Source organism: Actinokineospora enzanensis DSM 44649, assembly GCF_000374445.1.
Taxonomy (GTDB): domain Bacteria; phylum Actinomycetota; class Actinomycetes; order Mycobacteriales; family Pseudonocardiaceae; genus Actinokineospora; species Actinokineospora enzanensis.
This window is the reverse complement of record NZ_KB894420.1, coordinates 1-23,696: the sequence shown is the minus strand read 5'-3', so window position 1 is coordinate 23,696 and position 23,696 is coordinate 1. Positions and strand designations below refer to the sequence as shown.

General features: G+C 67.8%; 21 protein-coding genes, 2 tRNA genes and 1 pseudogene. 16 read left to right on the top strand and 8 right to left on the bottom strand.

Annotated elements, in window-relative coordinates; translation table 11 throughout:
* Positions 1 to 452 precede the first annotated feature (452 nt).
* The 3 genes from C503_RS0120650 to C503_RS0120640 form a co-directional block, all read right to left on the bottom strand.
* Positions 453 to 526: transfer RNA gene (locus C503_RS0120650), tRNA-Met, on the bottom strand.
* Between the two features lie 334 nt (positions 527 to 860).
* Positions 861 to 934, bottom strand: a tRNA-Met gene (locus C503_RS0120645).
* A gap of 113 nt (positions 935 to 1,047) precedes the next feature.
* Entirely contained in the window at positions 1,048 to 4,056 is a 3,009-nt protein-coding gene (locus C503_RS0120640; protein ID WP_018684122.1) for a UPF0182 family protein, read from the bottom strand.
* A 168-nt stretch (positions 4,057 to 4,224) separates the two neighbouring features.
* Here C503_RS0120640 and C503_RS0120635 point away from each other — a divergent pair, with 168 nt between their 5' ends.
* A complete protein-coding gene (locus C503_RS0120635) occupies positions 4,225 to 4,752 on the top strand; it encodes a PPA1309 family protein (protein WP_018684121.1) in 528 nt (175 codons plus the stop codon).
* Between the two features lie 275 nt (positions 4,753 to 5,027).
* On the opposite strand, the gene C503_RS0120630 is transcribed toward C503_RS0120635, so the two are convergent.
* Positions 5,028 to 6,149 carry a YlbL family protein gene (locus C503_RS0120630; RefSeq protein ID WP_245572543.1) on the bottom strand — a complete coding sequence of 374 codons (1,122 nt, stop codon included), beginning with the start codon at positions 6,147 to 6,149 and terminating at the stop codon, positions 5,028 to 5,030.
* 79 nt (positions 6,150 to 6,228) lie between these two features.
* Here C503_RS0120630 and C503_RS0120625 point away from each other — a divergent pair, with 79 nt between their 5' ends.
* Positions 6,229 to 7,533, top strand: a complete 1,305-nt coding sequence (locus tag C503_RS0120625) for a zinc-dependent metalloprotease (RefSeq protein WP_018684119.1) — start codon at positions 6,229 to 6,231, stop codon at positions 7,531 to 7,533.
* 218 nt (positions 7,534 to 7,751) lie between these two features.
* Here the strand turns inward: C503_RS0120625 and C503_RS0120620 are convergent, their stop codons facing one another.
* Complete coding sequence (locus C503_RS0120620) at positions 7,752 to 8,282, bottom strand: M48 metallopeptidase family protein (RefSeq protein ID WP_018684118.1); 531 nt, start codon at positions 8,280 to 8,282, stop codon at positions 7,752 to 7,754.
* Between the two features lie 109 nt (positions 8,283 to 8,391).
* On the opposite strand from C503_RS0120620, the gene C503_RS40135 reads away from it, so the two are divergent.
* The 4 genes from C503_RS40135 (at position 8,392) to C503_RS46855 (ending at position 12,587) form a co-directional block, all read left to right on the top strand.
* A complete protein-coding gene (locus tag C503_RS40135) occupies positions 8,392 to 9,483 on the top strand; it encodes a ThiF family adenylyltransferase (protein WP_018684117.1) in 1,092 nt (363 codons plus the stop codon).
* A gap of 175 nt (positions 9,484 to 9,658) precedes the next feature.
* On the top strand, positions 9,659 to 10,966 hold the full coding sequence (locus tag C503_RS0120610; RefSeq protein ID WP_051114890.1) for an ABC1 kinase family protein: 1,308 nt from the start codon (positions 9,659 to 9,661) through the stop codon (positions 10,964 to 10,966).
* A 569-nt stretch (positions 10,967 to 11,535) separates the two neighbouring features.
* The gene (locus tag C503_RS0120605; RefSeq protein ID WP_018684115.1) at positions 11,536 to 12,399 is read left to right on the top strand and encodes a class I SAM-dependent methyltransferase; all 864 of its coding nucleotides are present in this window, start codon (positions 11,536 to 11,538) and stop codon (positions 12,397 to 12,399) included.
* 11 nt (positions 12,400 to 12,410) lie between these two features.
* Positions 12,411 to 12,587 carry a hypothetical protein gene (locus C503_RS46855; RefSeq protein WP_169514571.1) on the top strand — a complete coding sequence of 59 codons (177 nt, stop codon included), beginning with the start codon at positions 12,411 to 12,413 and terminating at the stop codon, positions 12,585 to 12,587.
* Between the two features lie 788 nt (positions 12,588 to 13,375).
* On the opposite strand, the gene C503_RS47975 is transcribed toward C503_RS46855, so the two are convergent.
* On the bottom strand, positions 13,376 to 13,642 hold the full coding sequence (locus tag C503_RS47975; protein ID WP_245572542.1) for an XRE family transcriptional regulator: 267 nt from the start codon (positions 13,640 to 13,642) through the stop codon (positions 13,376 to 13,378).
* A 3-nt stretch (positions 13,643 to 13,645) separates the two neighbouring features.
* Positions 13,646 to 13,855: pseudogene (locus C503_RS48900) on the bottom strand (helix-turn-helix domain-containing protein); the annotation flags it as partial.
* Between the two features lie 477 nt (positions 13,856 to 14,332).
* On the opposite strand from C503_RS48900, the gene C503_RS44775 reads away from it, so the two are divergent.
* The gene (locus C503_RS44775; protein WP_084477235.1) at positions 14,333 to 15,169 is read left to right on the top strand and encodes a hypothetical protein; all 837 of its coding nucleotides are present in this window, start codon (positions 14,333 to 14,335) and stop codon (positions 15,167 to 15,169) included.
* Between the two features lie 60 nt (positions 15,170 to 15,229).
* Here C503_RS44775 and C503_RS0120595 read toward each other — a convergent pair whose 3' ends face one another.
* On the bottom strand, positions 15,230 to 15,904 hold the full coding sequence (locus C503_RS0120595; RefSeq protein ID WP_018684113.1) for a GntR family transcriptional regulator: 675 nt from the start codon (positions 15,902 to 15,904) through the stop codon (positions 15,230 to 15,232).
* Between the two features lie 229 nt (positions 15,905 to 16,133).
* On the opposite strand from C503_RS0120595, the gene C503_RS0120590 reads away from it, so the two are divergent.
* From C503_RS0120590 to C503_RS0120550, 9 genes are all read left to right on the top strand, one after another.
* Positions 16,134 to 16,592, top strand: coding sequence for a hypothetical protein (locus tag C503_RS0120590; RefSeq protein WP_018684112.1), 459 nt, complete (start codon positions 16,134 to 16,136; stop codon positions 16,590 to 16,592).
* Between the two features lie 288 nt (positions 16,593 to 16,880).
* On the top strand, positions 16,881 to 17,435 hold the full coding sequence (locus tag C503_RS47345) for an AMED_5909 family protein (protein WP_211222432.1): 555 nt from the start codon (positions 16,881 to 16,883) through the stop codon (positions 17,433 to 17,435).
* An 11-nt stretch (positions 17,436 to 17,446) separates the two neighbouring features.
* On the top strand, positions 17,447 to 17,755 hold the full coding sequence (locus tag C503_RS46100) for a hypothetical protein (protein ID WP_026316523.1): 309 nt from the start codon (positions 17,447 to 17,449) through the stop codon (positions 17,753 to 17,755).
* On the top strand, positions 17,752 to 18,189 hold the full coding sequence (locus tag C503_RS0120575; protein ID WP_018684110.1) for a hypothetical protein: 438 nt from the start codon (positions 17,752 to 17,754) through the stop codon (positions 18,187 to 18,189). Before C503_RS46100 ends, C503_RS0120575 begins: the two co-directional genes overlap by 4 nt.
* Positions 18,190 to 18,538: 349 nt before the next feature.
* A complete protein-coding gene (locus tag C503_RS0120570) occupies positions 18,539 to 20,020 on the top strand; it encodes an FtsK/SpoIIIE domain-containing protein (RefSeq protein WP_018684109.1) in 1,482 nt (493 codons plus the stop codon).
* Positions 20,017 to 20,463 (top strand): hypothetical protein, encoded by a 447-nt coding sequence (locus tag C503_RS0120565; RefSeq protein ID WP_018684108.1) that lies wholly within the window; start codon positions 20,017 to 20,019, stop codon positions 20,461 to 20,463. The genes C503_RS0120570 and C503_RS0120565 overlap by 4 nt, the downstream gene beginning before the upstream one ends.
* A complete protein-coding gene (locus C503_RS0120560; RefSeq protein WP_018684107.1) occupies positions 20,460 to 22,070 on the top strand; it encodes a replication initiator in 1,611 nt (536 codons plus the stop codon). Before C503_RS0120565 ends, C503_RS0120560 begins: the two co-directional genes overlap by 4 nt.
* Positions 22,071 to 22,090: 20 nt before the next feature.
* Positions 22,091 to 22,294: a helix-turn-helix transcriptional regulator gene (locus C503_RS0120555; protein ID WP_026316522.1), complete on the top strand. Its 204-nt coding sequence runs from the start codon at positions 22,091 to 22,093 to the stop codon at positions 22,292 to 22,294.
* Between the two features lie 44 nt (positions 22,295 to 22,338).
* Positions 22,339 to 23,616: a tyrosine-type recombinase/integrase gene (locus C503_RS0120550; protein ID WP_018684105.1), complete on the top strand. Its 1,278-nt coding sequence runs from the start codon at positions 22,339 to 22,341 to the stop codon at positions 23,614 to 23,616.
* The last annotated feature ends 80 nt before the right edge of the window (positions 23,617 to 23,696 follow it).

Here is a 23,696-nt window from a genome sequence, read left to right as displayed (position 1 = left end):
GATCCACCCTCGACCGGTGCTCGAACCCTCCAGAGTGGACACTGAGTCCGGAAACCCCGACTCCCAAACGACTGTCCCGGACGCCCGTGCGGATGCACGTTCGCTCCGGATCTTTCACCTGGCTAAAGAACCTCACCCATAGTCGAACTCCCCGGCACACGGGCGATCCACCGTGACACCGACCCAAGGGGAACATCGATATGTCCCCTCCACGGTCCTCTATGGACCATCCAACTTCGAGTATGGACCCGCGCCGCCCGTTGCACCGCACAACCATCCACCCCAATGGTCCATACCACTGGCGTCCACATCGGTCCCAAACCGGCGAAGATCGATAGGACCGACACCCCCGGAGGCCAGGACCGCCCAGATCGCGAGCCACACCATCCGACCGCACGCGACAAAAAGGCGGCGGGTTCCGCGTCATCCGCGAAACCCGCCGCCTCTATCAGTAGCGGGGACAGGATTTGAACCTGCGACCTCTGGGTTATGAGCCCAGCGAGCTACCGAGCTGCTCCACCCCGCGTTGGTAATCAGAACTCTACACCGACCCCAAACCCCTTTTTCACCCACCCCCCACCACCCCCATAACCCCAGGTGAGACCCCCTACCACCCGATCACCCGCGCCCAGGCCCGAGCCTCGAAACCCAGACGGACAAGCGGGCGGACAGCAGACAGACCGGAAGTCGCGCGCGTCACCCACCACATAAGTCGACAGCCGCTGGTCCACTCGAAAATCGACCACGCCCGCCATCGCAAGAAGCACGCACCGTGGGGGCCTGGGGGCCGGGCCCCCAGAAGAAATGGCGAAGCGACGAGGTCCACATCTTTCCAGTGGACACTCGTCGCTTCGTCGACGTAGCGGGGACAGGATTTGAACCTGCGACCTCTGGGTTATGAGCCCAGCGAGCTACCGAGCTGCTCCACCCCGCGTTGGTGAATACAACAGTACACGGCCGGTGGAAGCGGGTGCAAACAGGGTCCGAACACGGGTCCGCCCCGCCCCACGGAGGTGGGACGGGGCGGATCGGGCCTGGTGGGCGGGGTCAGCCGCCGGGGCCCGGGGTGGGCGAGGGCGCGGCGCCCGGTGAGGACGGTGTCGTGGTGGTCTGTCCGGCCTTGGTCTTGGCGTCGTTGTACTGCTTGGTCGCCGCCTCCAGTTCGGCCAGCGCCTTGCCCTGTTCGGCGAAGTCGCCGTTGCGGGTGGCCTCGTGCAGGTGCGTGAGGGCCGCGTCGAGGGACTGGACGGCCTTGTCGATGTCCGGGCTGGCACCCCCGCCACCGGGGACTGTGGGCGGTGGCGAGCCGGTAGTGGTGGTCGGCGGTGTCGTGCTGGGCGATGTGGACGTCCCGCTGCCGTTGTCGTTCGGTTTGGTCGCCGTGTCACCGCTGCCCGCGCCGAACACCTCGTCGAGTGCCTCGTCGATGGTGGGCGCGAACCCGACCTTGCTGCCGAACGCCACCAGCACCCTGGCCAGCTGCGGGAACGAGTTGGCGTCCTTGCGCTGCACGTAGAGCGGTTCGACGTAGAGCAGCCCGCCCGCGACGGGCAGGGTCAACAGGTTGCCGAATGTCGGTGTGACGCTCTGGTTCTGCAGCAGTGTCCGGTTCTCGGTGACCTTCGGTGTCGTCTGGAACCGGTTCTGTACCTGTACCGGTCCTTCCGCCTGTTGGCCGACCGAGGGTAGTCGCAGGATCGTGATCTGCCCGTAGTCGTTCGGATCGGACGACGCGGACACCCAGGAGGCGAGGAACTGTCGGTTCAGCAGTGTCAGCGCGCTGGTGATCTGGAATGTCGCGTTGGACTGTCCGGGTGCCTGGGCGAGCACGTAGTAGGGCGGTTGTTTCGCGCCGTTGGTGTTCGTGCCGTTGGACGCGCCGTCCTCGGTCGGGTCGGCCGGGACGCTCCAGAAGGTCTTCTGCGAGAAGAACTCGTTCGCGTCGGCGACGTGGTAGCGGGACAGCAGCTCGCGCTGGACCTTGAACAGGTCCTCCGGGTAGCGGAAGTGCTGGCGCAGCTCCGGCGAGATCTCCGTGGACGGTTTGACCGTGCCGGGGAACACGCCCTCCCAGGCCTTGAGGACCGGGTCCTTGTCGTTGATCGAGTACAGCGAGACGGTGCCGTCGTAGGCGTCGACGGTGGCCTTCACCGAGTTCCGGATGTAGCTGATCGTCCGGTTGTCCTGCGGCACGACCCCGCCGAGCGAGTCGTTCGTCGCCTCGTTCAGCGAGGTGCGCTGGGCGTACGGGTAGTTCTCCAGCGTGGTGTAGCCGTCGATGATCCACAGGATCCGGCCGTTGACCACCGCCGGGTACGGGTCGCCGTCCAGGGTCAGCCACGGGGCGACCTTGTTCACCCGCTCGCGCGGGTTCCGGTTGTACATGATCCGCGCGTCGTCGCCGATCTGCGACGAGAACAGGATGTTGCGCTCGGTGTTGTAGGCGGCGAAGACGAGCTTGTCGAACAGGTTGTCGATCGGCACGCCGCCCTTGCCGTCGTAGACGAAGGTGCTCGTGGAGGTGTCGTACTCCAGCGGCCTGCCGTTGTCCTTGCCGCCGACGATGGCGTAGTTGTCGGTGGTCAGCTCGCCGTAGTAGATGCGCGGCTGGGTGACCTTGATCGGGCCGTCGTTGGTCAGGTCGCTGACCTTGAAGACCGGGTAGCCGCCCTGGTCGTTGGAGTCCTGCAGGGCGGAGTTCACGGTGTTGGCAGGGGCGGCCACGAAGCCGTTGCCGTGCGTGAAGACCATGTGCCGGTTGATCCAGCCGCCCTGGGTCTCGGTCAGGCCCTGGGTCTTGATCTCCCGGGCGGCGACCACGTAGTCCTGGGTCTTGCCGTCCACGGTGTAGCGGTCGACGTCGAGCTTCTCCGGGAAGCCGTAGAAGTTCTCCCGGCCCTCGCGCTGGGTAAAGGTGGGCGCGAGGATGTTCGGGTCGAGCAGCCGCACGTTGGAGATGGTGTTGATGTTGCTCTGGTCGCCGCGAATCGTGCTCGGCGAGGCGTCCGTGGTGCCCGCGTAGTCCTGCGTCTTCACCTTGTCCGGGCCGAGGCCGTAGGCGTCCCTGGTGGCCTCGATGTTGCGCTGGATGGACAGCGCCTCCTTGGCGTTCTCGTTCGGTCGCACCGAGAACTGCTGGATGACCGCGGGCCAGGCGGCGCCGACCAGGATGCCGGAGAGGATCAGCAGCGCGGTGGCGATCGCGGGCAGCTGCAGGTTGCGCAGGAACGCGCCTGCGAAGTAGGCGACCGCGCAGAACGCCGCGATGAACATCAGGATGAGCTTGGCGGGCAGCACCGCGTTGAGGTCGGTGAAGTTCGCGCCGCTGAACAGGTCGTGCGTGTTGAACAACAGCTCATAGCGTTCGAAGAAGTAGTCGACCGCGTAGACGAGCACGAACACGCCCGCGGTGATCGACAGCTGCATCCGCGCGGGCGCGGCCAGCTGGCCGCCGCGACCGGCCAGTCGGATCCCGCCGAACAGGTAGTGCGTGATGAGCGCGCCGAAGAACGCGATCGCGACGGCCACGAACAGCCAGTTGATCAGCCAGGTGATGAACGGCAGCGTGAAGACGTAGAAGCCGATGTCGATCTGGAACTGCGCGTCCTTGACGCCGAAGTCGGTGCCGTGGAACAGCAGCTGGATCTGCTGCCAGTCGGACTGCGCGGCCGAGCCCGCGATGACGCCCATCAGCACCGGAAGGCCGATGCCGAACAGGCGCACGCGCTGCACGATCGTGGACCGGTAGCGGGCGAGCGGGTCGTCCGCGCTGGAGACCGGTACGAACACCGGCCGGGTGCGGTAGGCCACCCACAGGCTTACCGCGAGCAATCCGCCGACGAGCAGCCCGACGGCGAAGAACAGGGCCACCCGCGTCCACAGGATCGTGGTGAACACGGAGCGGAACTGGACCTCGCCGAACCACAGCCAGTCCACGTAGGTGTTGAGCAGCCGCGACCCGACGAGCAGGAGCAGGATCAAGGTGGCGGCGATGTAGAGCAAGATCCGGCTGCGACGGGACAGCTTCGGCAGGCCGATCGGGGGCCGAGTGGCCACTGGGCACGCTCCAGAGTCGCTGACTTTCGACGTACATCTCGGACGAGCCTGGCCCGCCCTGATTGTTCAACTCTATTAGGGGCGGTTCAGGTTCCCGTGAGGGTGTCCGATATGCGTGGATACCGGGCGATCCGCCCGCCGGTCCCGCCCTGGTGGCCGGATGGGACCATGGCGCCCGTGAGCGATCCCACGGTCCCCGACCTGCCCGCCGTGACCCGCGAGGTCGAGGAGTTCGTCGCCGCGGGCGGCTGGGACCAGCCGCCCCAATTGTTCGCCCTGGTGCCCACGGCGCACCTGCTGGCCGAGCGTCCGGAGCTGGCCGACCAGCTGGACCCGGCCTCGACGCTCACCCCGATCGCCCAGGAGCCCCTGCCGGACGGCGATCTGGGTGCCGCGCTCGCCACGATCATGTGGCCGGAGGTGGTCGCGGGCTGCGCGCTCACCCAGGAGATCGTCATGCTCCCCCCGGAGGCCGAGGCGGAATTGCCCGACGGGGACACCGACACGCTCGGCCGCGTCGCCGCCTCGCACCCACAGGCCCGCGAGGCCCGCCTGGTGGCCGCCGCGCTGCGCGACGGCACTGTGGCCTGCGTGCTGCGCCTGCGCACGCCCGACCCGGAGGTGGACGAGATCGTCGAACACCCGGGCCTGGCCGACAACCTCACCACCGCCCTGTACGACACTCTCCGCGCCTGACACCATCCCGTCCACAAGATCACCCCCGCGTCCGTTCCAGCCCTGGACCCCGCGTCCGGGCAGCTCCCGCCCCACGCTGGGGGGCGGGCTCACGATCGCACTCTATGAGGCTCTCACCAGCCGAAACAACGCGAGATCCGGCCCTGTGGACAGTTCGGCCCACCTGTGGACAACTCCGGATCCGGTGACCGGGGTCCACTCGAAGAGGTCGCCGCCGCCCACCCGACCGGGTGAGCCGACCACACGGTCCTAACTGTCCTATTCGGACAAAGAGGTCAGCAGCCGGGGACGGGCCTGCCCGCCTTCATGTCCTCCAGCGCCTGCACGGCACTGTCGAGCGTGGACACCTTCACCAGCCGCAGCCCCTCCGGCGCGTTCTCCTTGGCCTCCGCGCAGTTGCCCTCCGGCACCAGGAACGTGCTGACCCCGGCCTCCTTGGCGGCGACCATCTTGAACGGGATGCCGCCGATCCGGCCCACGTTGCCGACCTCGTCGATCTCGCCGGTGCCCGCGATGGTCTGCCCGCCAGCCAGGTCCCGCGGGGTGAGCCGGTCGATGATCGCCAGCGCGAACATCAGGCCTGCGGACGGCCCGCCGACGTTCTCCAACCGGATGTTGGTCTTGAAGTTCACGTCCGGCCGCTCGGTCGCACCCAGCCCGATGAACCCTTCCGGCCGTTCCTTCTCGCCGAAGTCGGTCGCCTTGGCCAGGGTGATCGTGGCCTGTTTCTCCTGCCCGTCCCGCTTGTAGGTGATCGCCACCTGCTGACCGGGCGCGGTGCCCGCGAGCGCGCCGCGCACGTCGGCGGCCGCGGCCACCCGCTTGCCGTTGACCTCGACCAGCTGGTCGCCGGGGACGAGCACCTTGTCCGCGGGCGAGCCGGAGGTGATCTGCTGGGCGATCACCTTCATCGGGTACTTGAGGTAGCGCAACGCGGCGATCTCGGCGTTGCTCTGCGAGTCCTGGAACATCTTCGTGTTCTCTTGCTCGATCTGCTCCTCGGTCTGCCCCGGCTGGAAGTAGTCCTCGCGCGGGGCGAGCGCGTACCGGCCGCTGACCCACAGTCCGAGCGCGCCGAAGAGGGTGATCTCGTCGTTCACCGACACCGTGGTCATCCGCAGCTGCCCGGTGACGGGGTAGGTCGGCGCGCCGTCCACCGACACGACCTGCACGTCCTCGACGGAGCCGAGCGTGTCGTAGGTCGGTCCCGGCCCGAGCGACACGTACGGGATGGGGACCAGCAACCCGGCCAGCAGCAGTCCGACCGAGACCACGAACCCGACCAGCACTGTCCACCCGCGACGGGACAGCGAGATCACGGACAGCGGCGACGACCATCCCCCGCCCGAGTCGGTCACGGGCTGCTGCGGAGCTGGGGCTTCCGGTGCGGTGCTCACGAGGGAAGAGGGTACGTGCGTTCGCGGAGGGCGGATCACCGGACGGCGCACCGCTCGCGTCGCCGCGTACCGTGGACGCATGAGCGAGTTCTCGTTCGGCTTCAGCGCGCCGGACCCTGACGACCGGGACAAGAACGACAAGCCCGACGGCCAGGGCGGGGGTGCGGGCGCGAACCCGTTCGACCAGCTCGGGCAGATGCTCAGCCAGCTGGGCCAGATGATGAGCCAGGCCGGGTCGTCCAGCGGCCCGGTCAACTACGACCTGGCCAAGCAGATCGCCGTGCAGAAGCTGGGCGGCCAGGTCGGCTTCACCGCGCCAGCCGAGGCGACCAAGGCCGTGGTCGACGCCGTGCACCTGGCCGAGATGTGGCTGGACCCGGCCACCACGTTCCCGGCGGGCGCCACCACCACGAAGGCGTGGACCGCGCGCGACTGGATCGAGCACACCCTGCCCACCTGGCAGCGGCTGTGCGACCCGGTCGCCCGCCGGATGTCCGGCGCCTGGGTGGAGGCCCTGCCCGCGGAGGCCAAGCAGCAGGCTGGCCCGCTGCTGGCGATGGTCGGCCAGATGGGCGGCATGGCGTTCGGCTCGCAGCTGGGCAACGCGCTGGCCCAGCTCGGCTCCGAGGTGCTCACCGCGACGGACATCGGCCTCCCGCTCGGGCCTGCCGCCACCGCCGCGCTGCTGCCCGCCAACGTCGAGGAGTTCACCAAGGGCCTGGAGCGCCCGGCCAGCGAGGTGATGGTGTTCCTCGCCGCCCGCGAGGCCGCCCACCAGCGCCTGTTCGCGCACGTACCGTGGCTGCGTCAGCGCCTGCTGGCCACCGTGGAGGAGTTCGCGGGCGGCATCAAGGTCGACACCTCCGCGCTGGAGCAACTGGCCACCCAGGTCGACCCGAGCAACCCGGAGTCGATCGAGCAGGCCATGCGCTCGGGCATCCTGGAGCCGCAGACCACCCCGGAGCAGCAGGCCGCGCTCAACCGCCTGGAGACCCTGTTGGCCCTGGTCGAGGGCTGGGTCGACATCGTCGTCGGCGACGCGGTCGCCGAGCGCCTGCCCGGCGCCGAGGCCCTGCGCGAGACGCTGCGCCGCCGCCGCGCCTCCGGCGGCCCGGCCGAGCAGACCTTCGCCACCCTGGTCGGCCTGGAACTGCGCCCCCGCAGGCTGCGCGCCGCCACCGCGCTGTGGCGCCTGATCACCGACCGACACGGCATCGAGGCCCGCGACGGCCTCTGGGCCCACCCGGACCTGATGCCCACCGCCGCCGACCTCGACGAGCCACTGGACTTCAGCGACCGCCTAGGCGGCACCCCCAACCTGGACGACGACCCCATCGCCCAGCTCAAGCGCACCGAGGAAGCCGAAAAGCCCGACGAGAAGTAGCGGTTCCTCCCTCTCGTCACCAAGACTCGGCCGACCTGCACAAAGCCCCGCAGGGCCACTTCCCCGCGGGGCTTTTCGCCATCCCGGAAACTCACCTCGCATGCCCCCTGCCCACCTGGGAGCGGGGGCACTGCAAGCTATCCGATTCCCCGAGTTGTCAAGATCCCCCGATCGAGAACTGTGCACAACTCCCCCAAGCCTGTGGACACCCCAGGCCCTCAGTCGTCCCCCGAGATCCCCCACCCGGCCGCCGCCGAGAGCCCCTCCAGGTACCCCACCGCCCGCTCGGTCTTCGGGTACGCGTGCACCAATGTCCAGAAGTCGTCCCCGTGCCCCGGCACCAATAGGTGCGCCAACTCGTGCACCAGCACATAGTCGAGCACCCACGCGGGTACTTCCCGCAACCGCTCGCTCACCCGGATCGTCCGGTCGACCGGCGTGCACGACGCCCACCGCGTGCGCATCGGCGGCACCCAGCGCACCGAGCGCGGCAGGCAGGCGCCGTCGAAGTATCGGTCGGAGAGCTCACCGCACCGCTCCAGCAGCGCGGCGTCGGAGGTGCGGGCCGGGGAGCGCCGCCGGGTCTCGTTGCGCAGCAGCCTGCGCTGCATCTCCTGCACCCAGTGCGCCTCCTCCTTCTTGGAGAGCCGGGCCGGGATGAGAACGATCACGGTGTCACCTTCGCGGTACGCCGTGACGGTGCGGGTTCGGCGCTTGCTCCGGCGCACCTCGACGCGTGGTTCGGCCACGGCACAACGGTAATCGCCCGCACCGACACTGCGGGAGGACCGGGCGGGTGTGACTCTCACCTGTGGACAACCCGATACGCCGTTCGGCCGCGTCCGCCACCCTGATGCCATGACGAACGACACCATTCGCCCCCGTTTCCGCCCCGGCGTGGCCGTGCTCCAGCGACGCGCAGGCGAGCTCCAGATCGGCCTCGACCCACGCCGCGCCGTGGTGGTCCGCGACCTGCCCGCACCGGTGGCCGCCGCGGCCGCCAGGTTGACCGGCGGGCGCACCACGGCGGAGCTGCTCGCCGGGGTCGGTCCACCGCACCGCGAGATCCTGGCCGACCTGCTGGCGAACCTGCTCGGCCGCGGCTTGGTGGAGGACGCGTCCGGGCCGGGTTCGCCGGTGCCGCGCAGGCTGGCGGCCGACACGACGGTGTCCGCCCAGCGGCCGAGCACGGCGCATCCGGCCGAGCGCGCAGGCCTGGGCGTGTACATCCACGGCAGTGGACGGCTGGCCGTGGCGATCGCCTGTCAGCTGGCGGCGGCCGGGGTCGGTCACGTGCACGTCAACGCGCGTGGCCGGGTGGCGGCCGAGGACGTCGGCGCGGGGCTGCGGCCGGAGGACGTCGGCCGGGCCCGACAACCCGCCGCGCATGACGCGGTCCGGCGCGCCGACGACACGGTGGTCACCCGCCGGTTTTCCCGCGCCCGCCCACATCTGGCGCTGCTCACCGACGCGCTGGTGCCGGAACCGGCCGTCACAGCGGAGCTGGTCGAGCGCGGTATCCCGCATCTGCGGGTGAGCGCGCGCGACGGTGTCGGCATCGTCGGGCCGTTGGTAGTGCCGGGGGTGAGCAGCTGTCTGCGCTGCGCCGACCACCACCGCGCCCACATCGATCCGTGCTGGCCGACGGTCGCGGGGCAGCTGGCCGGGCGCAGTCAGCTGGTAGACCTGTCGACCGTGCACACGACCGCGGGCGTCGCGGCGGCGCAGACGCTGCACGCGCTCGGCTGGCTGCGCGACCCACGAGTACCGACGCCGAGCACGTGGAACACGGCGCTGGAGGTCGACGCGTTCGCCGCCGAACTCGACCGCAGGCCGTGGGCGCCGCACCCGGACTGCGCCTGCGGGGCAGCCGCGCACCCGAGCTACCGGTACCTGTTCCCGGCCCGGTCCCGGCGCCGCCGGGCAGTGGCGAGGGGAGGCCGCGGATAGCCCACAACCCGCCGCGCCGCGGGGTCGTGAGATCGTCACCCGACGCGGCACACAACCGACATATGCGACTTTCCCGACCCTCGAAACGGTGTCCTGGGCGGTACGGACCCGCATATGGCACCGGAATCCCCTGCGATCGAGGGTCCCGGCAAGGGACAATCGACGGGTGACCGAGATGCCACGCAAGACCGTCGCGCGCACGGCCCGACTGGCCAGCATTCCGCTGGGCGTCGCGGGCCGGGCCGTCGGCGGCTGGGGGAAGCGGCTGGCCGGGCAGAGCGCCGAGCAGGTGAGCGCGGAGCTGTCGGCGCGCACCGCCGAGCAGCTGTTCGAGGTGCTCGGGCAGCTCAAGGGCGGCGCGATGAAGTTCGGCCAGGCGCTGTCGGTGTTCGAGGCCGCGGTGCCCGACGAGCTCGCCGAGCCCTACCGGGAGGCGTTGACCAAGCTGCAGGCGGCGGCCCCGCCGATGAGCACCCAGGCCACGCACCGGGTGCTGGCCCAGCAGCTCGGCCGCAACTGGTCGAGCCGGTTCACCGACTTCGACGACCGCCCGGCTGCCGCGGCCAGCATCGGCCAGGTGCACAAGGCGGTATGGCACGACGGCAGACAGGTCGCGGTCAAGGTCCAGTACCCGGGCGCGGACGAGGCCCTGCTGTCCGACCTGCGCCAGCTGCAGCGGTTCAGCAGGCTGTTCCAGCCGTTCGCGCCGGGCATGGAGATCAAGCCGCTGCTGCAGGAGCTCGCCGACCGGATGACCGAGGAGCTCGACTACCGCGCCGAGGCCGACAACCAGCGCGCCTTCGCCAATGCCTTCGCCGGCGACGACCAGGTCCTGGTCCCGCGCGTGCTGGCCAGCGCCCCCAAGGTCACCATCACCGAATGGGTCGACGGCCGCCCCCTCGCCACGATCATCCGCAACGGCACCCGCGACGAACGCGACCGCGCTGGTCGGCTCCTGTCGGAGTTCCACTTCTCCTCACCGGCCCGCGCGGGCCTGCTGCACTCCGACCCGCACCCCGGCAACTTCATGATGACCCCCGACGACCGCCTCTGCGTCCTCGACTTCGGCGCCGTCGCCCGCCTTCCCGAGGGCCTCCCCCGCCCCCTCGGCGTGATGACCCGCCTGTCCCTCCAGGGCCACTCCGCCGAACTGATGGAACTCATGCGCGACGAGGGCTTCATCCGCCCCGGCATGCGCCTGGACCCCGACCACGTCCTGGCCTACCTGGCCCCGTTCATCGAACCCGCCTCGGTCGACCGCTTCCACTTCACCCGCCGCTGGATGCAACGCCAGGGCGAACGCGTCGGCGACCTACGCGGCCAGGACTTCAAAACCGGCCGCTCCCTGAACCTGCCCCCGCAATACCTGCTCATCCAGCGCGTGACCGCGGGCGCCACCGGCATCCTCTGCCAACTGGACGCCGAGTTCTCCATGCGAGACATCATCACCCACTGGCAACCCGGCTTCGCCGACGAAGACTGACCCCAGCTTTTCACCCACCCCAGCGACAGAAGTTATCCACAGTCAAGATCCACACCCCCCGTTTCAAGATCCACCGCCACCCCCGCCCGGTAGAATGGGCCCTGGGGGATCCCCCTGGGAGCGGTGGGCTCTGTGTGGGGGCGACTTGCGCGAGGCGCGGGGGCGCGCGTCGGGGCTAGGGGCGATGTCGATCAAGCGGTGAGGGCGATCAAGCGGTGAGTCGATCGCACTGCGGCCAGCGAACACAGCGAGCCGTTCAGATTGGTCGTGCAGTTGTCGGGCGTGCGGCTACCTGCTCCTGAAGGGGGAGGTGCGCTGTCGCGATGGTTGTCGTAGTGGCCGTGCTATCAGGAGGGGATCCGATCCCGCACGTGGGCGGCGGGCGGATCATGATGAACGGCTTGATCGTCGGTGCGCGTGGGGGCGTGATGGGGCGGTGGTCTCTGCGCGCGGCTGCGATGTCGACCAAGACGTGGGCGACCGCCGGGCGAGAGTCGGTGGTGGCTGCGCGGTGCGGGTGCCTGATCATGGGTGCGCGGTTCCGGACGGGGCCGCCTAGCGTGGGGTGCATGGTGCACACGCATGACGGGATCGACTGGGCCAAGCGGGTCGCGGTGATGCGGCGGACCGATGCGATCGAGGCCGAGGTCAATGGCTGGGTCGCGCGGCGGTTGGTCGATTCGCTGCCTGCGGGGGCCACGGTCGTTGATGTCGGTTCCGGCACGGGTGGCATGGCCGTCGCGTTGGCGGCCGCGCTCGCCGCGCGGGGTGGTGGACGGGTCGTGTTGGTCGACGCGGTGCCGGAGTTGCAGGCGGTGGCGGTCGAGCAGGTGCGGGCGGTCGACAAGGTCGAGGTCGTCGCCGTGCGCGCGGACGCCGCCGAACCACGGTTGGCCGAGTTCGTACCCGCCGCCGATCTCGTGTGGGCGTCGCGGATCGTGCACCACCTGCCCGACCAGCTGGCGGGTCTCGCGGGGCTGGCGCGGCTGCTGCGCCCGGGTGGACAGCTCGCGCTCAGCGAAGGTGGACTGCACACGCACTGTCTGCCGTGGGATCTCGGCATCGGCGAGCCGGGCCTGCAGGACCGGCTCGTCGCCGCCCGCAACGCCTGGTTCGCCGACATGCGCGCGGCCATCGACGGCGCGGTCCGCCTGCCGATCGGCTGGAACCGCGCGTTGACCGACGTCGGGCTGCGCGATGTGACCGCGTTCAGCTACCTGGTCGACCTGCCCGCACCGGCCACCGAGCAGGTTCGGGAGTCGGTCGCGGACTGGCTGGCATGGCTCGCCGCCGTCGGCGCCGACCGCCTGCCTGAATCCGACCGCGACATCCTCGAACGCCTGCTCACACGAGACGGCCCCGACTGGGTCGCCGCCCGCGACGACGTCTTCGTGCTCAATGCGTCCACCGTGCACCTCGGCCACGCGGCGTAGCCTGATCGACCATGACCGAAGACCCGGCTTGTGCTCTCTGCGGCCGCTCCCGCACCGAGGCGACCGCGCTGGAAGCGTTGTCCTGGGTGACGGAACAGGACGAACGCGGCCCTCGCTGGTTGTGCCCGACCTGTGCGCGCCGACATGTGCGGGACATCGAGGGCAAGCTTCGCGCCGAACACTGGTGACCTCGCCGGAGGACGCTCCAGGTCGCACTGCTGAGGCACGTCATGCTGTCCGGCTTGAGCGACATCGCGGCACGCCCTTGACCAACACTCGCGGCAAAGCATGTCTGTACCAGGCGGCTATCTACGGGCTCGCGAATTGATCTTCGTCGCGTCCTCGACCAAGTGGGCATGTCCGCGCCTGACGGGCTCAAGTTCACGCGGTTCCCGGCCTGATCGACATCGCCCCTCGCTCCGACGCGCGCCCCCGCGCCTCGCGCAAGTCGCCCCCACACAGAGCCCACCGCTCCCAGGGGGATCCCCCAGGGCCCATTCTACCGGGCGGGGGTGGCGGTGGATCTTGAAACGGGGGGTGTGGATCTTGACTGTGGATATCTTTTCGACGCTGTCGCCACCTGGGGGTTCGCGGCAGCCAATGTCGTGACCTGCGGGTTCTTACTGGTTGATGCCGATTGCTTCCGGCTGGTACCTGACGTCTGACGGCCTGTGGACGGCCTGGGCGTCGGTCGGGAACGGCCTGAACGGCCTGGGGCTCGCGCGCGATCTGAGGTCCGTGGGGTGGTATTCGCTCCGGATCGAAGGCTGTGCGCGAGCCTGTTCCACGTTCCCGTGGTGCGATCCGCGCTACGGACGGCAGCTCAGATCAACGTCTGCGCGGATCGTGCCACGGGTGCCAGGGGTCCAGGGGCGGGCGCCCCTGGTACCGACCAGGTTGGCAACGCGTCCTGACCGCCTGAGGCCACATTGCTCTTTATGCGAAGGTCGGTCTCGGGCTAGAACGGCGGGCTCGTTCACCCGTCAGCGCCGGTGAGGCGCTGGAAAAAGTCTTCATGGGACAGACCGCAGAACATCGCAAGGGTCGCGACCTCGTCAGGTTCGAGTGGCACCACGGGCGTCTTGGAGTCGGCGATGAGGCGATTACGTGCCCACCGTCGTAGCGGTTCGAGTTCTGGGTCAATTCCCGCCATGATCACTCGCAGGTCGACCGCGCAAACCAACTTGTGCGGGGGAACCTCTGTCTGCTCCATTGCATCTTTGAGGACGTCCAGGGCAGACACGCCCAGCGCCTGACAGATCGCGACGAATCGGCCTAGCGTGCATTGCCTAGTCCCCTGCTCATATGTCGCCAAGGTCTGTACGTGCAGCTCGAACTCGACCCGCTTGACCACCTGAGACCGTGTCCATCCCAGGTCTTCTCGGGCATTTCTGAGCTGTCGGCCAACGGAGCGGAGCAGCTCAGGCCGCACTAGCGTCCGGTCAGTGTCAACCATCGGTCCTCGTCGGTTTGCATCGGCGCCGCCCGTGCGGTGTGGTGCGTCTCGACCCGGTGGCAGGCTGTGCCGCGCGCCCGCGCGGGCGAAGCGGAGCGGGAGCCCGCGCTGTGGCGCGATGGATACGGACCGGCCTGCCACCAGGACAGGCACACCGCGCCGCGCCGCGCGGGCGGCGCGGCCTTGATCCCATAGAGCCAGATTCAGCAGCAACCACGAACATGCAGGGCCAGCGGCGCGCCCCTTGTCGGCATCTCGGGAAGGTCTTGACTGGTGCGGGCTGGGGGGTGAGACGGCGGGAGCGACGCAGGTTGCCCCCGCTGGAAGTGCGCAAAAGGTTGGATGGGCTAACGGCCCAGTCTGGGGATCACGCGATCGTCGCAGGTGACGAGCGCGCCTCAGAGGGCCTACGGTGGTCGATGTGGATGAGCGTTGGAGTCATAGCGGCAGGAATGCGGATCTGAAAGGACAGGCGGCGTGATCGAGCTTGCCTTGACAGAGGAACGCCGGAAGGTGTTGGCGGCGTTGCTGAATGACGAAGAACGCCTTCGGGTCGAATATCCGAAAGTTGATGACTATCTGAGTACCGCCCTGGGATTGCCAGGAACAGGCGATAATCGGATAGACAACGCGTTCGATCTACGCTTCGTTCATTATGTGACGGGCGGGCGCACGGAAAGCGAGAATCCGTATTGGGACATCGTTTCGCCCTTTGTGCATGAATGCGACGGGCGCAGGCTAGTAAATGCTGGCCATTCGAACGGAAGTGGCCGACTTGCGTATGCCCAGATGCTCTTACAAGGAATATTTGCATATGCGATCCCGTCTCCGGAAACCATAGAGTGGATAGCCGCGTTCTGTGCAGGTAGGCCGATGATCGAACTCGGAGCGGGCCGGGGCTACTGGGCGGCACAGATCACCCGCGCGGGCGTGAGTGTCCAGGCGTACGACTCATCACCCCCAGACAAGGAAGACAATAGTTCCTTCTCGCCTGCGACCGGGCAGATTGAAACCTGGCATCATGTCGGGAATATTGAAGAGTTCGACAGGGATGTAGCCAGTCGGCCGGGCTATGTGCTGTTGCTCTGCTGGCCTCCAGGTTGGGGTGCGCCCATGGCATCGGAAGCCCTGGCAGCATTTGAGAGAGCAGGCGGCGAGCGTCTGATCTTCGTTGGGCAGCACAAGGGGGGAATGACCGGAGACGATGCGTTCTTTGAGGCGTTGTCGAACGGCTGGACACTGGAGTCGGAGGATTCACGACACGTGTCATGGTGGAACATTCCCGATGTCGCCGAGGGGTGGGTACGCCGTTGAAAGTCCGGGCCGGACATCGGTCAGGATGTCCGGCCCAGGCAGGCGGGATGGCCAGCAGTCTCAAGAATCAGGATTGAGATTCATTCTGAACACAAACGCGTCGTAACGGTCTTGCGGGTAGGAGATGTCGGAGATCATCAACATCTGCCCGTCTACCGCGCGGAACTCCTGGCGTACCGTCTTGACGAGGGCTCCCACGGGCGTGCGCAACCACTCCGCATGGACCTTCGTCGGCATCTTGTCGGCAAGGGTTTCCTCTAGAACGGTCGCGCCGGCCGCCCCGTTCGCGCCTACCCGGTGATAGGTGTCCGAGATCGACACAGGATGCCCGCCGCTCGAAACGCGCGTGATGACATAGACAAGCTCGTCCCCAGTCTGAACTCCGAAGATGTCCGCAAGTTCGTCTGTGGCGGAGACTTGCGCGGTTTCGCGGTGAACGTCGACCGACTCTTCGGATTCTGCTCCGAATGACACTTCCGGGCTCTGCATCTGGCGTTCCGGCGAAATGCGCACGAGGTTGGCACGGTCTGCGACGAAGATGCCACGACGGCGAACGGTTCGGACCAGCCCCTGACTCCTGAGTAGCTCCATAGCCTTACGGACCACGATGTCCGACACGCCGTGCTTTTCCGCCATCTCGGCGTGGCTGGGCAACTGGATCCCGGGCGACAGGTCTCCGCCCCGGATGAGCCGCGCGTACGTGCCCGCGATGGAGACATAGGCGGGCTCCCGCACCGGTCCCGGCCCTCCCTCGGTGTCCACCGTGCCACCGCCTGGCCCTGATCCCGTCATCGATCCCGATCCTCCTTCGGTGTCGACCGCGCCACCCCTGGTCGTGATGGCGCGGGGGAGGCGTAGCAGCCTTCGTATACGCACCACTTGTGCGTATACGAAGCTACGTATACGATGGTTTCACGAGGGGGTAGCGCCCCACCTGACGACCAGCGAGAGGACTGCCTACGCCATGGCGATCAGCAAGGGACACCGGTTCCCGATCAACTTCGATGACGCGTTCCCGCAGGGCCTCGTCCTTATCGGCGAGGTTGCTCCGGACACGGAGTACCAGTCACGGGAGGACAGGGCGTCCGGTCGGCCGGTTCGCCAGCGGGTGGATGAGGAGACCGGACAGCGGCAGTGGAAGGCGAAGGTCACCGACCCGGGCGAGCCCAACGCGAAGCGGGCGTCGTTCGAGATCACGTTTCTGGCGGACGTGCAGCCGGTCCCGTCCACCTCGGAGGTGCTGCCGGGTATGCGGCCGATCGAGCTGGCGGGCCTGACCGCTGAGCCGCGTGTGGCGGGCAGTGGGGAGTTCAAGTACCAGTCTTACGTCTACCGGGCCAAGGGGTTTGCGGGCGCGAGCCCGGCCGCCGGTAGTACTCGGGCGGGGAAGTCCGCGAGCGAGGCACCAAACAAGGCCGCGTAGGCACTGGCGGGAACCCCATCGCCGTCGTCCCGTTCTCGGAGTGGGGTGACCGGAACGTGCGCTTCGGGCAGGCGTTCGAGGGCGTGCGGCACGAAAGAAACGACGCCCGACTGGCTATCGTAAGCAGATTTCGCTTTTGAGGGGGCTTAAGAGGCGCACAGCGTCGAACGGTCCATTGCCGGGAAGCCTTGAAAACCGTTCGCCGCCGCGTCTTCCACTGAGCGGAAGAGGTCAATCATGTCACAATCTATCACACGGGGGTCGGGGGGAGAAGTACAGCTAGACCCGATGAGTGCGGACATCCTGCGGGATGTGCATGTGGCGTTAGTGCACGTGCGTCCGCATGTGCAGGCTTCGGCCAGGGAGTGGTTGAGTTTCTTCGGTCGGAGTGCGCGAGCCTATGAGCGGATTGCCGTTCAGGACCGTGGCCACCAGCATGAGGCCCTTTACTGGGCTGCTCGTGAGCGGGAGAAGGCGGAGACTGTTCCGGCGTCCATTCCCAGTGAGGTGTTGGAGAATCGGCCGAATCTGGTTCCCGCTATTCGTGTGGGTACCAGTGTGGATGCCATCCGATCGTTTGCCCTGATCGGTGCGCGGCTGCGAAACGTAGCCGGTGTCAAGGGATTGTCGATCGAGGGTCAGGCCGCCTTCTATGCCGCGTGTGCCGAGTATTACCGGATGGTGGCGGAGATCGACCGGTTTCATCACCACCAGGCGCTTGGCGAGGCAGATCGGTGTTCCCGGCTTGCTGCCGGGTTGGTGGCCGCAGGCCGTGCGGGCAGGTCGACGTCCGACGTGACGGCCAAGGGATCGCAGAAGCGACAGAAGGCAGGTTCGCGGTGAGGGCGTTACGGGTGCCGATCTGGGCGTTCGGCTATGTGTCCGGTGTGGCCGGTGCGAGTCTGTATCGGCGGTGGCGTCGGCGGCGGTGGTTGCTTCGGGCCGCTGGGCCGTTTCAAGGGGACTGCAACTTGTGGACCGATAAGGATTGGGAGTATTACACCTTCTTCGAGGATCGGCGGAAGCGCCTGTGCGCGTGGCGGCAGATGGCCCGGTATCGCGTCGCGGCGGCGACGTACGGGTTGTATCGCCCGGAGAACCTCGACGTCGCGAACCCGTTGTCCGTGCGGGATGCGGCCGATTCCTCCGAGGGGGCGCGATGACCCGGCGGCGGTGGGTCTGGGGCCTGGGCTACGTCTGTGGTGTGGTCGGTGCCAGTGGGTACCGGCGGTGGCGGCGGAAGGCGTTGGCGAACAAGGCGTGGCGGCCGTTCCAGGGTGACCCGGAGAAGTGGACGGAGGTGGATCACCTGGAACACAGTCGGTACGAGAACTGGACGGCGTTCGCCGCCTCGGTTCGGCGGGCCCTGGGCATCGTGGTGGCGAAGACCACGCACGGCCTGTACCGGCCGGAGCATGCGGCCGACCTGGACGCGCATTGGTACCGGCGACACAACTGGGGCACGAAGTGGTCCGACGCCGGAAAGGCGGCGGCGCGGGCGGCGGGAGTCGCCTTATCCAAGCTCACCCACGGCGTGTACCGGCCGGAAGACCTGGACACACCAACGAACGGGAACGTGAACGCGGACGATCATTGACGCTACGGCGGGGTGATTATCGATAATTCGCACGCGGGTCGTGTGACGATTCCGCGCGCCTAGGGAAGGGCTATTTCGGGTTAGGTCACAGGAACGGGTCAATGGTTTGGCGGCCTCGTCCCGTTCCTGTGACTGTCCACTCGGGGGAGTGAACGAAAATGATGGTAAGGGATAGGCGTACCCGTCGCGCAAGGGGGGTCACCCTGGTTCGTCGGACGCGGTGCGGTCAATGCGGGAAATACGCGCGTCTGCTGCCGGGGGATGTGGAGTGCGCGGCGTGCGCGGGAATGCTCGCGCTGATTTTCGACACCATTTCGGTGCCGTCGCAGGCCACGGCTCGGGGTGCGTGGTGAAGGGCGGGAACGGCCGGTGGATCGACCCGGCCCCGTTGGAGGTCGCACGGCCCCGATTGCCGTGGTGGACCATGCTGCCGGGCAAGGCCAAGCTCGTGCTGTTGCCGGTGGTGCTGGTCTGGTTTGCGGTGTGGGTGACGGCGAAGTTCGTGCGGATGAGCTGGTACTACCCGCTCACGGTCGCCTCGGCGGTGTTGGGTCTGCTGGTCTGCAACGTCGGTGGGTGGTGGTTGCTCGGCGGCCTGGTGGTCCCCGTGGTCGCGGGGTTGGCGGTGTGGTGGTGGCAGGCGCCGGATGTGTTCACGCGTCGGATGGCGTGGGCCAGGTCGGAGTTCCGTCGGGTGGCGGTGTACGCGTGGCAATGGCGCACGGTAATGCGCCTGGCCTCGCTGACCGGGAAGGCCGGTCGCCGGGAGCACCTGCCCAAGCTCAAGCGGGTGCGCTCGGAGTGGTGGCGCGACCGGGTGCGGGTCCGCATGGTCAAAGGGCAGGCGCCGGAGCAGTGGGAACTGCGCGCGTCGGGGCTGGCCCACTCGTTCGGCGCCGGTTCATGCCGGGTTCGGGTGGTCAAGCCGGGGCGGTTGGAGCTGGACTTGATGCGGGCCGACCCGCTGGCCAACCCGATCCCCCTCCCGGCCCTGGACACGGCCGCGACGGTCAATCTGAAGAAGGTCCCGGTGGGCCGCACCGAGACCGGTAAGCCTTGGTGCCTGCGGCTGCTGGGCGGCCACCTGCTCACGGTGGGGGCGACCGGTGCGGGCAAGGGCTCGGTCCTGTGGGCGTTGGTCTGGGCGTTGGCGCCGATGGTCAGGGCCGGTGTGGTGCGCCTGGTCGGGATCGACCCCAAGGGCGGTATGGAGCTGGGCCAGTGCCCGGAGGTGTTCTCCGAGTTGGCCTATGACGATCCCGAGGAAGCCGTGGAGCTTCTGGAGAAGGTCGCCAGCGACGTCCGGGCACGCGCCACCCGGTTCCGGGGTGTCCGTCGCACGTGGACCAAGGACAGCGGTGTCCCGTTCACGGTGTTGATCGTGGACGAGTTGGCCGCGCTGATCGCCTATCTGCCGGACAAGCGGCTGCGTGAACGCGCGCAGGCCGCGCTCCAGGTCATCACCTCGCAGGGCCGTGCTCCCGGGGTGTGCGTGGTCGGGTTCGTGCAGGACCCGCGCAAGGAAGTGGTCCCCTTCCGGAACCTGTTCCCCACCCGGGTCGCGATGCGCCTGGACGAAGCGGCCCAAGTGGACATGGTCCTCGGTGACGGCGTCCGCCAGCGCGGTGCGGCGGCCCACGAGATCGCCGAGTCGACTCCTGGTGTGGCGTGGGTGAAGCACGACGGCCAACGCGAACCCGTGCGAGCGAGGGCGTTCCTGGTCACCGACACGAACCTGATCGAACTACGGAACGAGATCACCGGCGGGTCTGCCGTGATCGTCCCGTTCCCCGACACAGACGACTTCACCTCCGGAGGAACAGCAGCATGAACACCACTACCCTCGTGTACGGCAGTCCCACGGCGCTCGTGGACATCCCCGACTATCTGTCCATCATGGACTCTCTTCGTGAGCACCTGGTGGTGTTCGCGGACCTGCCCGTTCCGGCCTACCTGTGTGTCTCCGGGTACGCATCCGGCGACGATACCCACATCAGTGTGCAGTTGCACGGGGGCCGGTTGATCGACACCGTGGGAGATCTCGTCGAGTGGTCCGACACCTTGGTGGACTGCGTGGTGTCCGTGTGGCGGCCGGACAACGACGAATCGGCACACGTGGCGGTCATCGGCACGCTCACCGACGGCCGTGCACGGGTGAGGGTGTGGGCGGGCGTGGACGGCACGCTGGGCATGGAACCCCACCAGCGCAGGACGTTCGGTTCGGAACAGCTCCACGTCTGGGGCGGCGGGTCACCGATGGACGTGACCCCATGACCGCAGACATCGTCGACATCGCCACCCGGACCCGGGGGCCGCTGGCGCGTGAGGTCGTGCGTGTCACCGCCGAACAGCACGGGGTGTGCGTGCGGCCGTTCACGATGGAGGTCACCGACACCACCGATGGCGCGGTCCGCTATGTGGGTGTGCCGTGTGGGTCCACGGTCGAGTCGGTGTGTCTGCCGTGTGCCCGTAAGGCGCGTGCGTTGCGGATCGCCCAGTGCCGGGAGGGGTGGCACCTGACCGAGGAACCGCAGACGCGCGACACCGCCCCGACCGGGGATCACACGGCGTTGGTCGAGCTGCGCGCGGACCTGGTGGCCGCGTACCGGGACACCGCCGGGGCCGATGCGGACGATCTGCGGGAGGAGATCCGCTCGGTGGATGCCGAGCTTCAGCGGCTCGGTGTCCGGGGTCGGTTGCCGTCGCCGGACACGGCCCCGGTGAAGAGGGCGCCGGTGCGCTCGACCAGGCGGCGGCAGGATGCCCCGAACCTGCCCCGGCGCAAGGTCGAGAAGCGCACTGTGGGCCGTGAGTTCGCTGGGCGGTTCCGGCCCTCGATGTTCGTCACCCTCACCTGCGACACCTACGGCCCCGTCCGCTCCGATGGTTCCCCGGTCGACCCGGGCACCTATGACTATCGGCGGGCGGCCCGGGACGCGGTGCACTTCGCCTCGCTGGTGGACCGGTGGTGGCAGAACCTACGCCGCGTCGTCGGGTGGGATGTGCAGTACTTCGCCACGGTCGAACCCCAGCGCAGAACAGCACCTCATTTGCACGCGGGAATCCGCGGGGCCATCCCGCACGACACGATCCGACAGGTAACGGCCGCTACCTATCTCCAGGTGTGGTGGCCCCCGCACGACGAACCGGTCTACGGCGGCGACAGGCTGCCGGTGTGGGACGCGCACACTGCCGCGTTCGTCGACCCGGAGACTCGGAAACCGCTCACCACCTGGGCGGACGCGGTCGACCTGGTGGACGAGCCCGCCCACGTCGCCACCTTCGGCGCCCAGGTGCACTCCAAGGGCGTCCTCGGCGGCACCGAGGAAGCCGGACGCCACATCGGCTACCTGACCAAGTACCTCACGAAGTCCACCGGCGAGATCATCACCGCCACCACTCCCGGCCAGCGTGACCACCACGAACGACTCCACGCCGAACTCGCGATCACGCCCTGTTCGCCCCGGTGCGCGGTGTGGCTGCTCTACGGCGTCCACCCCCAGGGCACCACCTCCAGGACCATCCCCGGGCACTGCAAGGGACGCGCTCACCGACGCACCACCCTCGGCCTGCCAGGTCGGCGGGTGCTGGTGTCCCGGAAGTGGTCGGGCAAGACGCTGGCCGATCACAAGGCCGACCGGGCCGCGTTCGTCGCCCAGGCCCTGGCGGCGGTGGGGATCGTCAAACCCGCCCGGGATACCTCGGCCTGGGCCTGGCGGAGGCTCGCCCCCGGCGACCGTAACGCCCCGCCGAGAGACCACCTGATCATGCGGGCCATAGCCGAACGCGTGACCTGGCGGGCCGAATACGACACGGCGTTGTTGGCCGCTGCCGGGCCACCAGGCGGGCCGGGTGTTTCAGCAACCGCGACTGCGGCGTGACCGGACTGGGGGGATAGACCATGGATGATAGCGGATTACCGACCCGATTGTGGACCACGGAAGAGCTGGCCGAACTATTGCGGCTGCCGGAGAAGACGCTGGCCGAATGGCGCCACAAGGGCACCGGTCCGGCCTTCGTGCGCATGGGCAAACATGTCCGCTATCGGCCGGAGGATATCGCCGCATGGCTTGACGCCAGCACCGAGGGCCAGCTAGCCGCCTGACCAATATTTCAGCAATCACGACGAAAGGAAAACGGGGTACTCCCATGGCCGGACACGTTGAGGATCGCTGGTACAAGGACAGGAAAGATGCGACCGGGAACGTCATTGTCGGAAAGAACGGCCGTCCCCTCAAAGACAAGACCGCGCTGCACGGCACGGGTATGCGCTATCGTGTCCGCTACTACGCAGACGGCAGCGAGCGGTCCAAGAGCTTCCCGGACCGCAGCCTGGGTGAAGCCGAGAAGTTCCTGGCGTTGCACCAGGTAAGCCCGCTTGTGAAGCTGCTGCCGGCCTCTAAGCCTGAGGAGAAGCCGGAACCGAAATTGATCACCTTCCGGGACTACACAACGGAAGTGCGCAAAGGTCGATCCAAAGACCCGATCGCCGTGGCCAGTGTGGACACCAGGTTGAACACCATGGTCCTGCCCTACCTCGGCGACGTGCCTGTCCAGCACTTCACAACCAGCACTATGCGAGAGTGGCTGGACTGGTCAAGCGGAAGAGGCGTAAAGGATTCCTACCGGGCGCAGATTTTCGACACGATCTCGGGATTTCTGCAAGCAGCCGTCTTTGACGGGTTGCTCGAACGAAACCCTTGCAAGGCTGACAGCGTCCGCAGGCCGGTTCCCGAGGAATACCGGCCGGAGCCCTGGCCTCGGGAAAAGTGCCTCACTATCCGTAGCGGCCTCCCTCCGGAGTATCGACCATTGATGGACATCGCCCTGCGTGCCGGACACCGCCAAATGGAAGCACTCGCATTCAGCCCGGACGACATGGACCGAAATAACCTCAAGCTTCACATTCAACGGCAAATCCGCTGGATCAACGGGAAGCCCGTGTTCGGACTGCCCAAGCGGCGCAAGACACGCGAAGTCTTCATCACCGAGGACTTCATCACGATGGTTGACGACCACACCACCGCTCACGAACCATATGACGTCACCCTGCCGTGGCTGGTCCCGGATGGAGACCTCATCACCGTGCGACTACTCGTCCCCGGACCTCCGCCGTCGCAACGCCACCCCTTCCCGCCCCCAGTGTGGCGCGGGAACAACTTCGCCCGGGACATCTGGGTACCCGCCTTCCAGACCACCGCCACCCCCTACCGCAAACGCATCGACGGCTTCCACGCCCTACGCCACACCTTCGCATCCAACCTCCTGGCCCACGGCGTGAGCCTCATCGAGCTGGCGAACCTCCTGGGCCACCTTGACCCGGCCTTCACCGCCCGCACCTACACCCACCTCATCCCCGAAAGCCCCCACCGCATCCGCCGGGCCATGACTGAGGCATGGCTGCCAAGCCCTCATCTCACGGCCTGAGGACGGCCCACGGTGATCACTAAACGCATCTCCCCAGTTCAGGCGAGGTATCGGAAAGAATGTGGATAACTTCTGTCGCT

Excerpts from the sequence above, each read along its gene's own strand:
- C503_RS0120590 (WP_018684112.1), top strand. The coding sequence starts at position 16,134 with ATGGCGATCAGCAAGGGACACCGGTTCCCGATCAACTTCGATGACGCG.
- C503_RS0120635 (WP_018684121.1), top strand. The coding sequence starts at position 4,225 with ATGGCGCCCGTGAGCGATCCCACGGTCCCCGACCTGCCCGCCGTGACC.
- C503_RS0120550 (WP_018684105.1), top strand. The coding sequence starts at position 22,339 with ATGGCCGGACACGTTGAGGATCGCTGGTACAAGGACAGGAAAGATGCG.
- C503_RS0120575 (WP_018684110.1), top strand. The coding sequence starts at position 17,752 with ATGACCCGGCGGCGGTGGGTCTGGGGCCTGGGCTACGTCTGTGGTGTG.
- C503_RS0120610 (WP_051114890.1), top strand. The coding sequence starts at position 9,659 with ATGCCACGCAAGACCGTCGCGCGCACGGCCCGACTGGCCAGCATTCCG.
- C503_RS0120605 (WP_018684115.1), top strand. The coding sequence starts at position 11,536 with ATGGTGCACACGCATGACGGGATCGACTGGGCCAAGCGGGTCGCGGTG.
- C503_RS0120565 (WP_018684108.1), top strand. The coding sequence starts at position 20,017 with ATGAACACCACTACCCTCGTGTACGGCAGTCCCACGGCGCTCGTGGAC.
- C503_RS47345 (WP_211222432.1), top strand. The coding sequence starts at position 16,881 with ATGAGTGCGGACATCCTGCGGGATGTGCATGTGGCGTTAGTGCACGTG.
- C503_RS0120555 (WP_026316522.1), top strand. The coding sequence starts at position 22,091 with ATGGATGATAGCGGATTACCGACCCGATTGTGGACCACGGAAGAGCTG.
- C503_RS0120625 (WP_018684119.1), top strand. The coding sequence starts at position 6,229 with ATGAGCGAGTTCTCGTTCGGCTTCAGCGCGCCGGACCCTGACGACCGG.
- C503_RS46855 (WP_169514571.1), top strand. The coding sequence starts at position 12,411 with ATGACCGAAGACCCGGCTTGTGCTCTCTGCGGCCGCTCCCGCACCGAG.
- C503_RS40135 (WP_018684117.1), top strand. The coding sequence starts at position 8,392 with ATGACGAACGACACCATTCGCCCCCGTTTCCGCCCCGGCGTGGCCGTG.
- C503_RS0120560 (WP_018684107.1), top strand. The coding sequence starts at position 20,460 with ATGACCGCAGACATCGTCGACATCGCCACCCGGACCCGGGGGCCGCTG.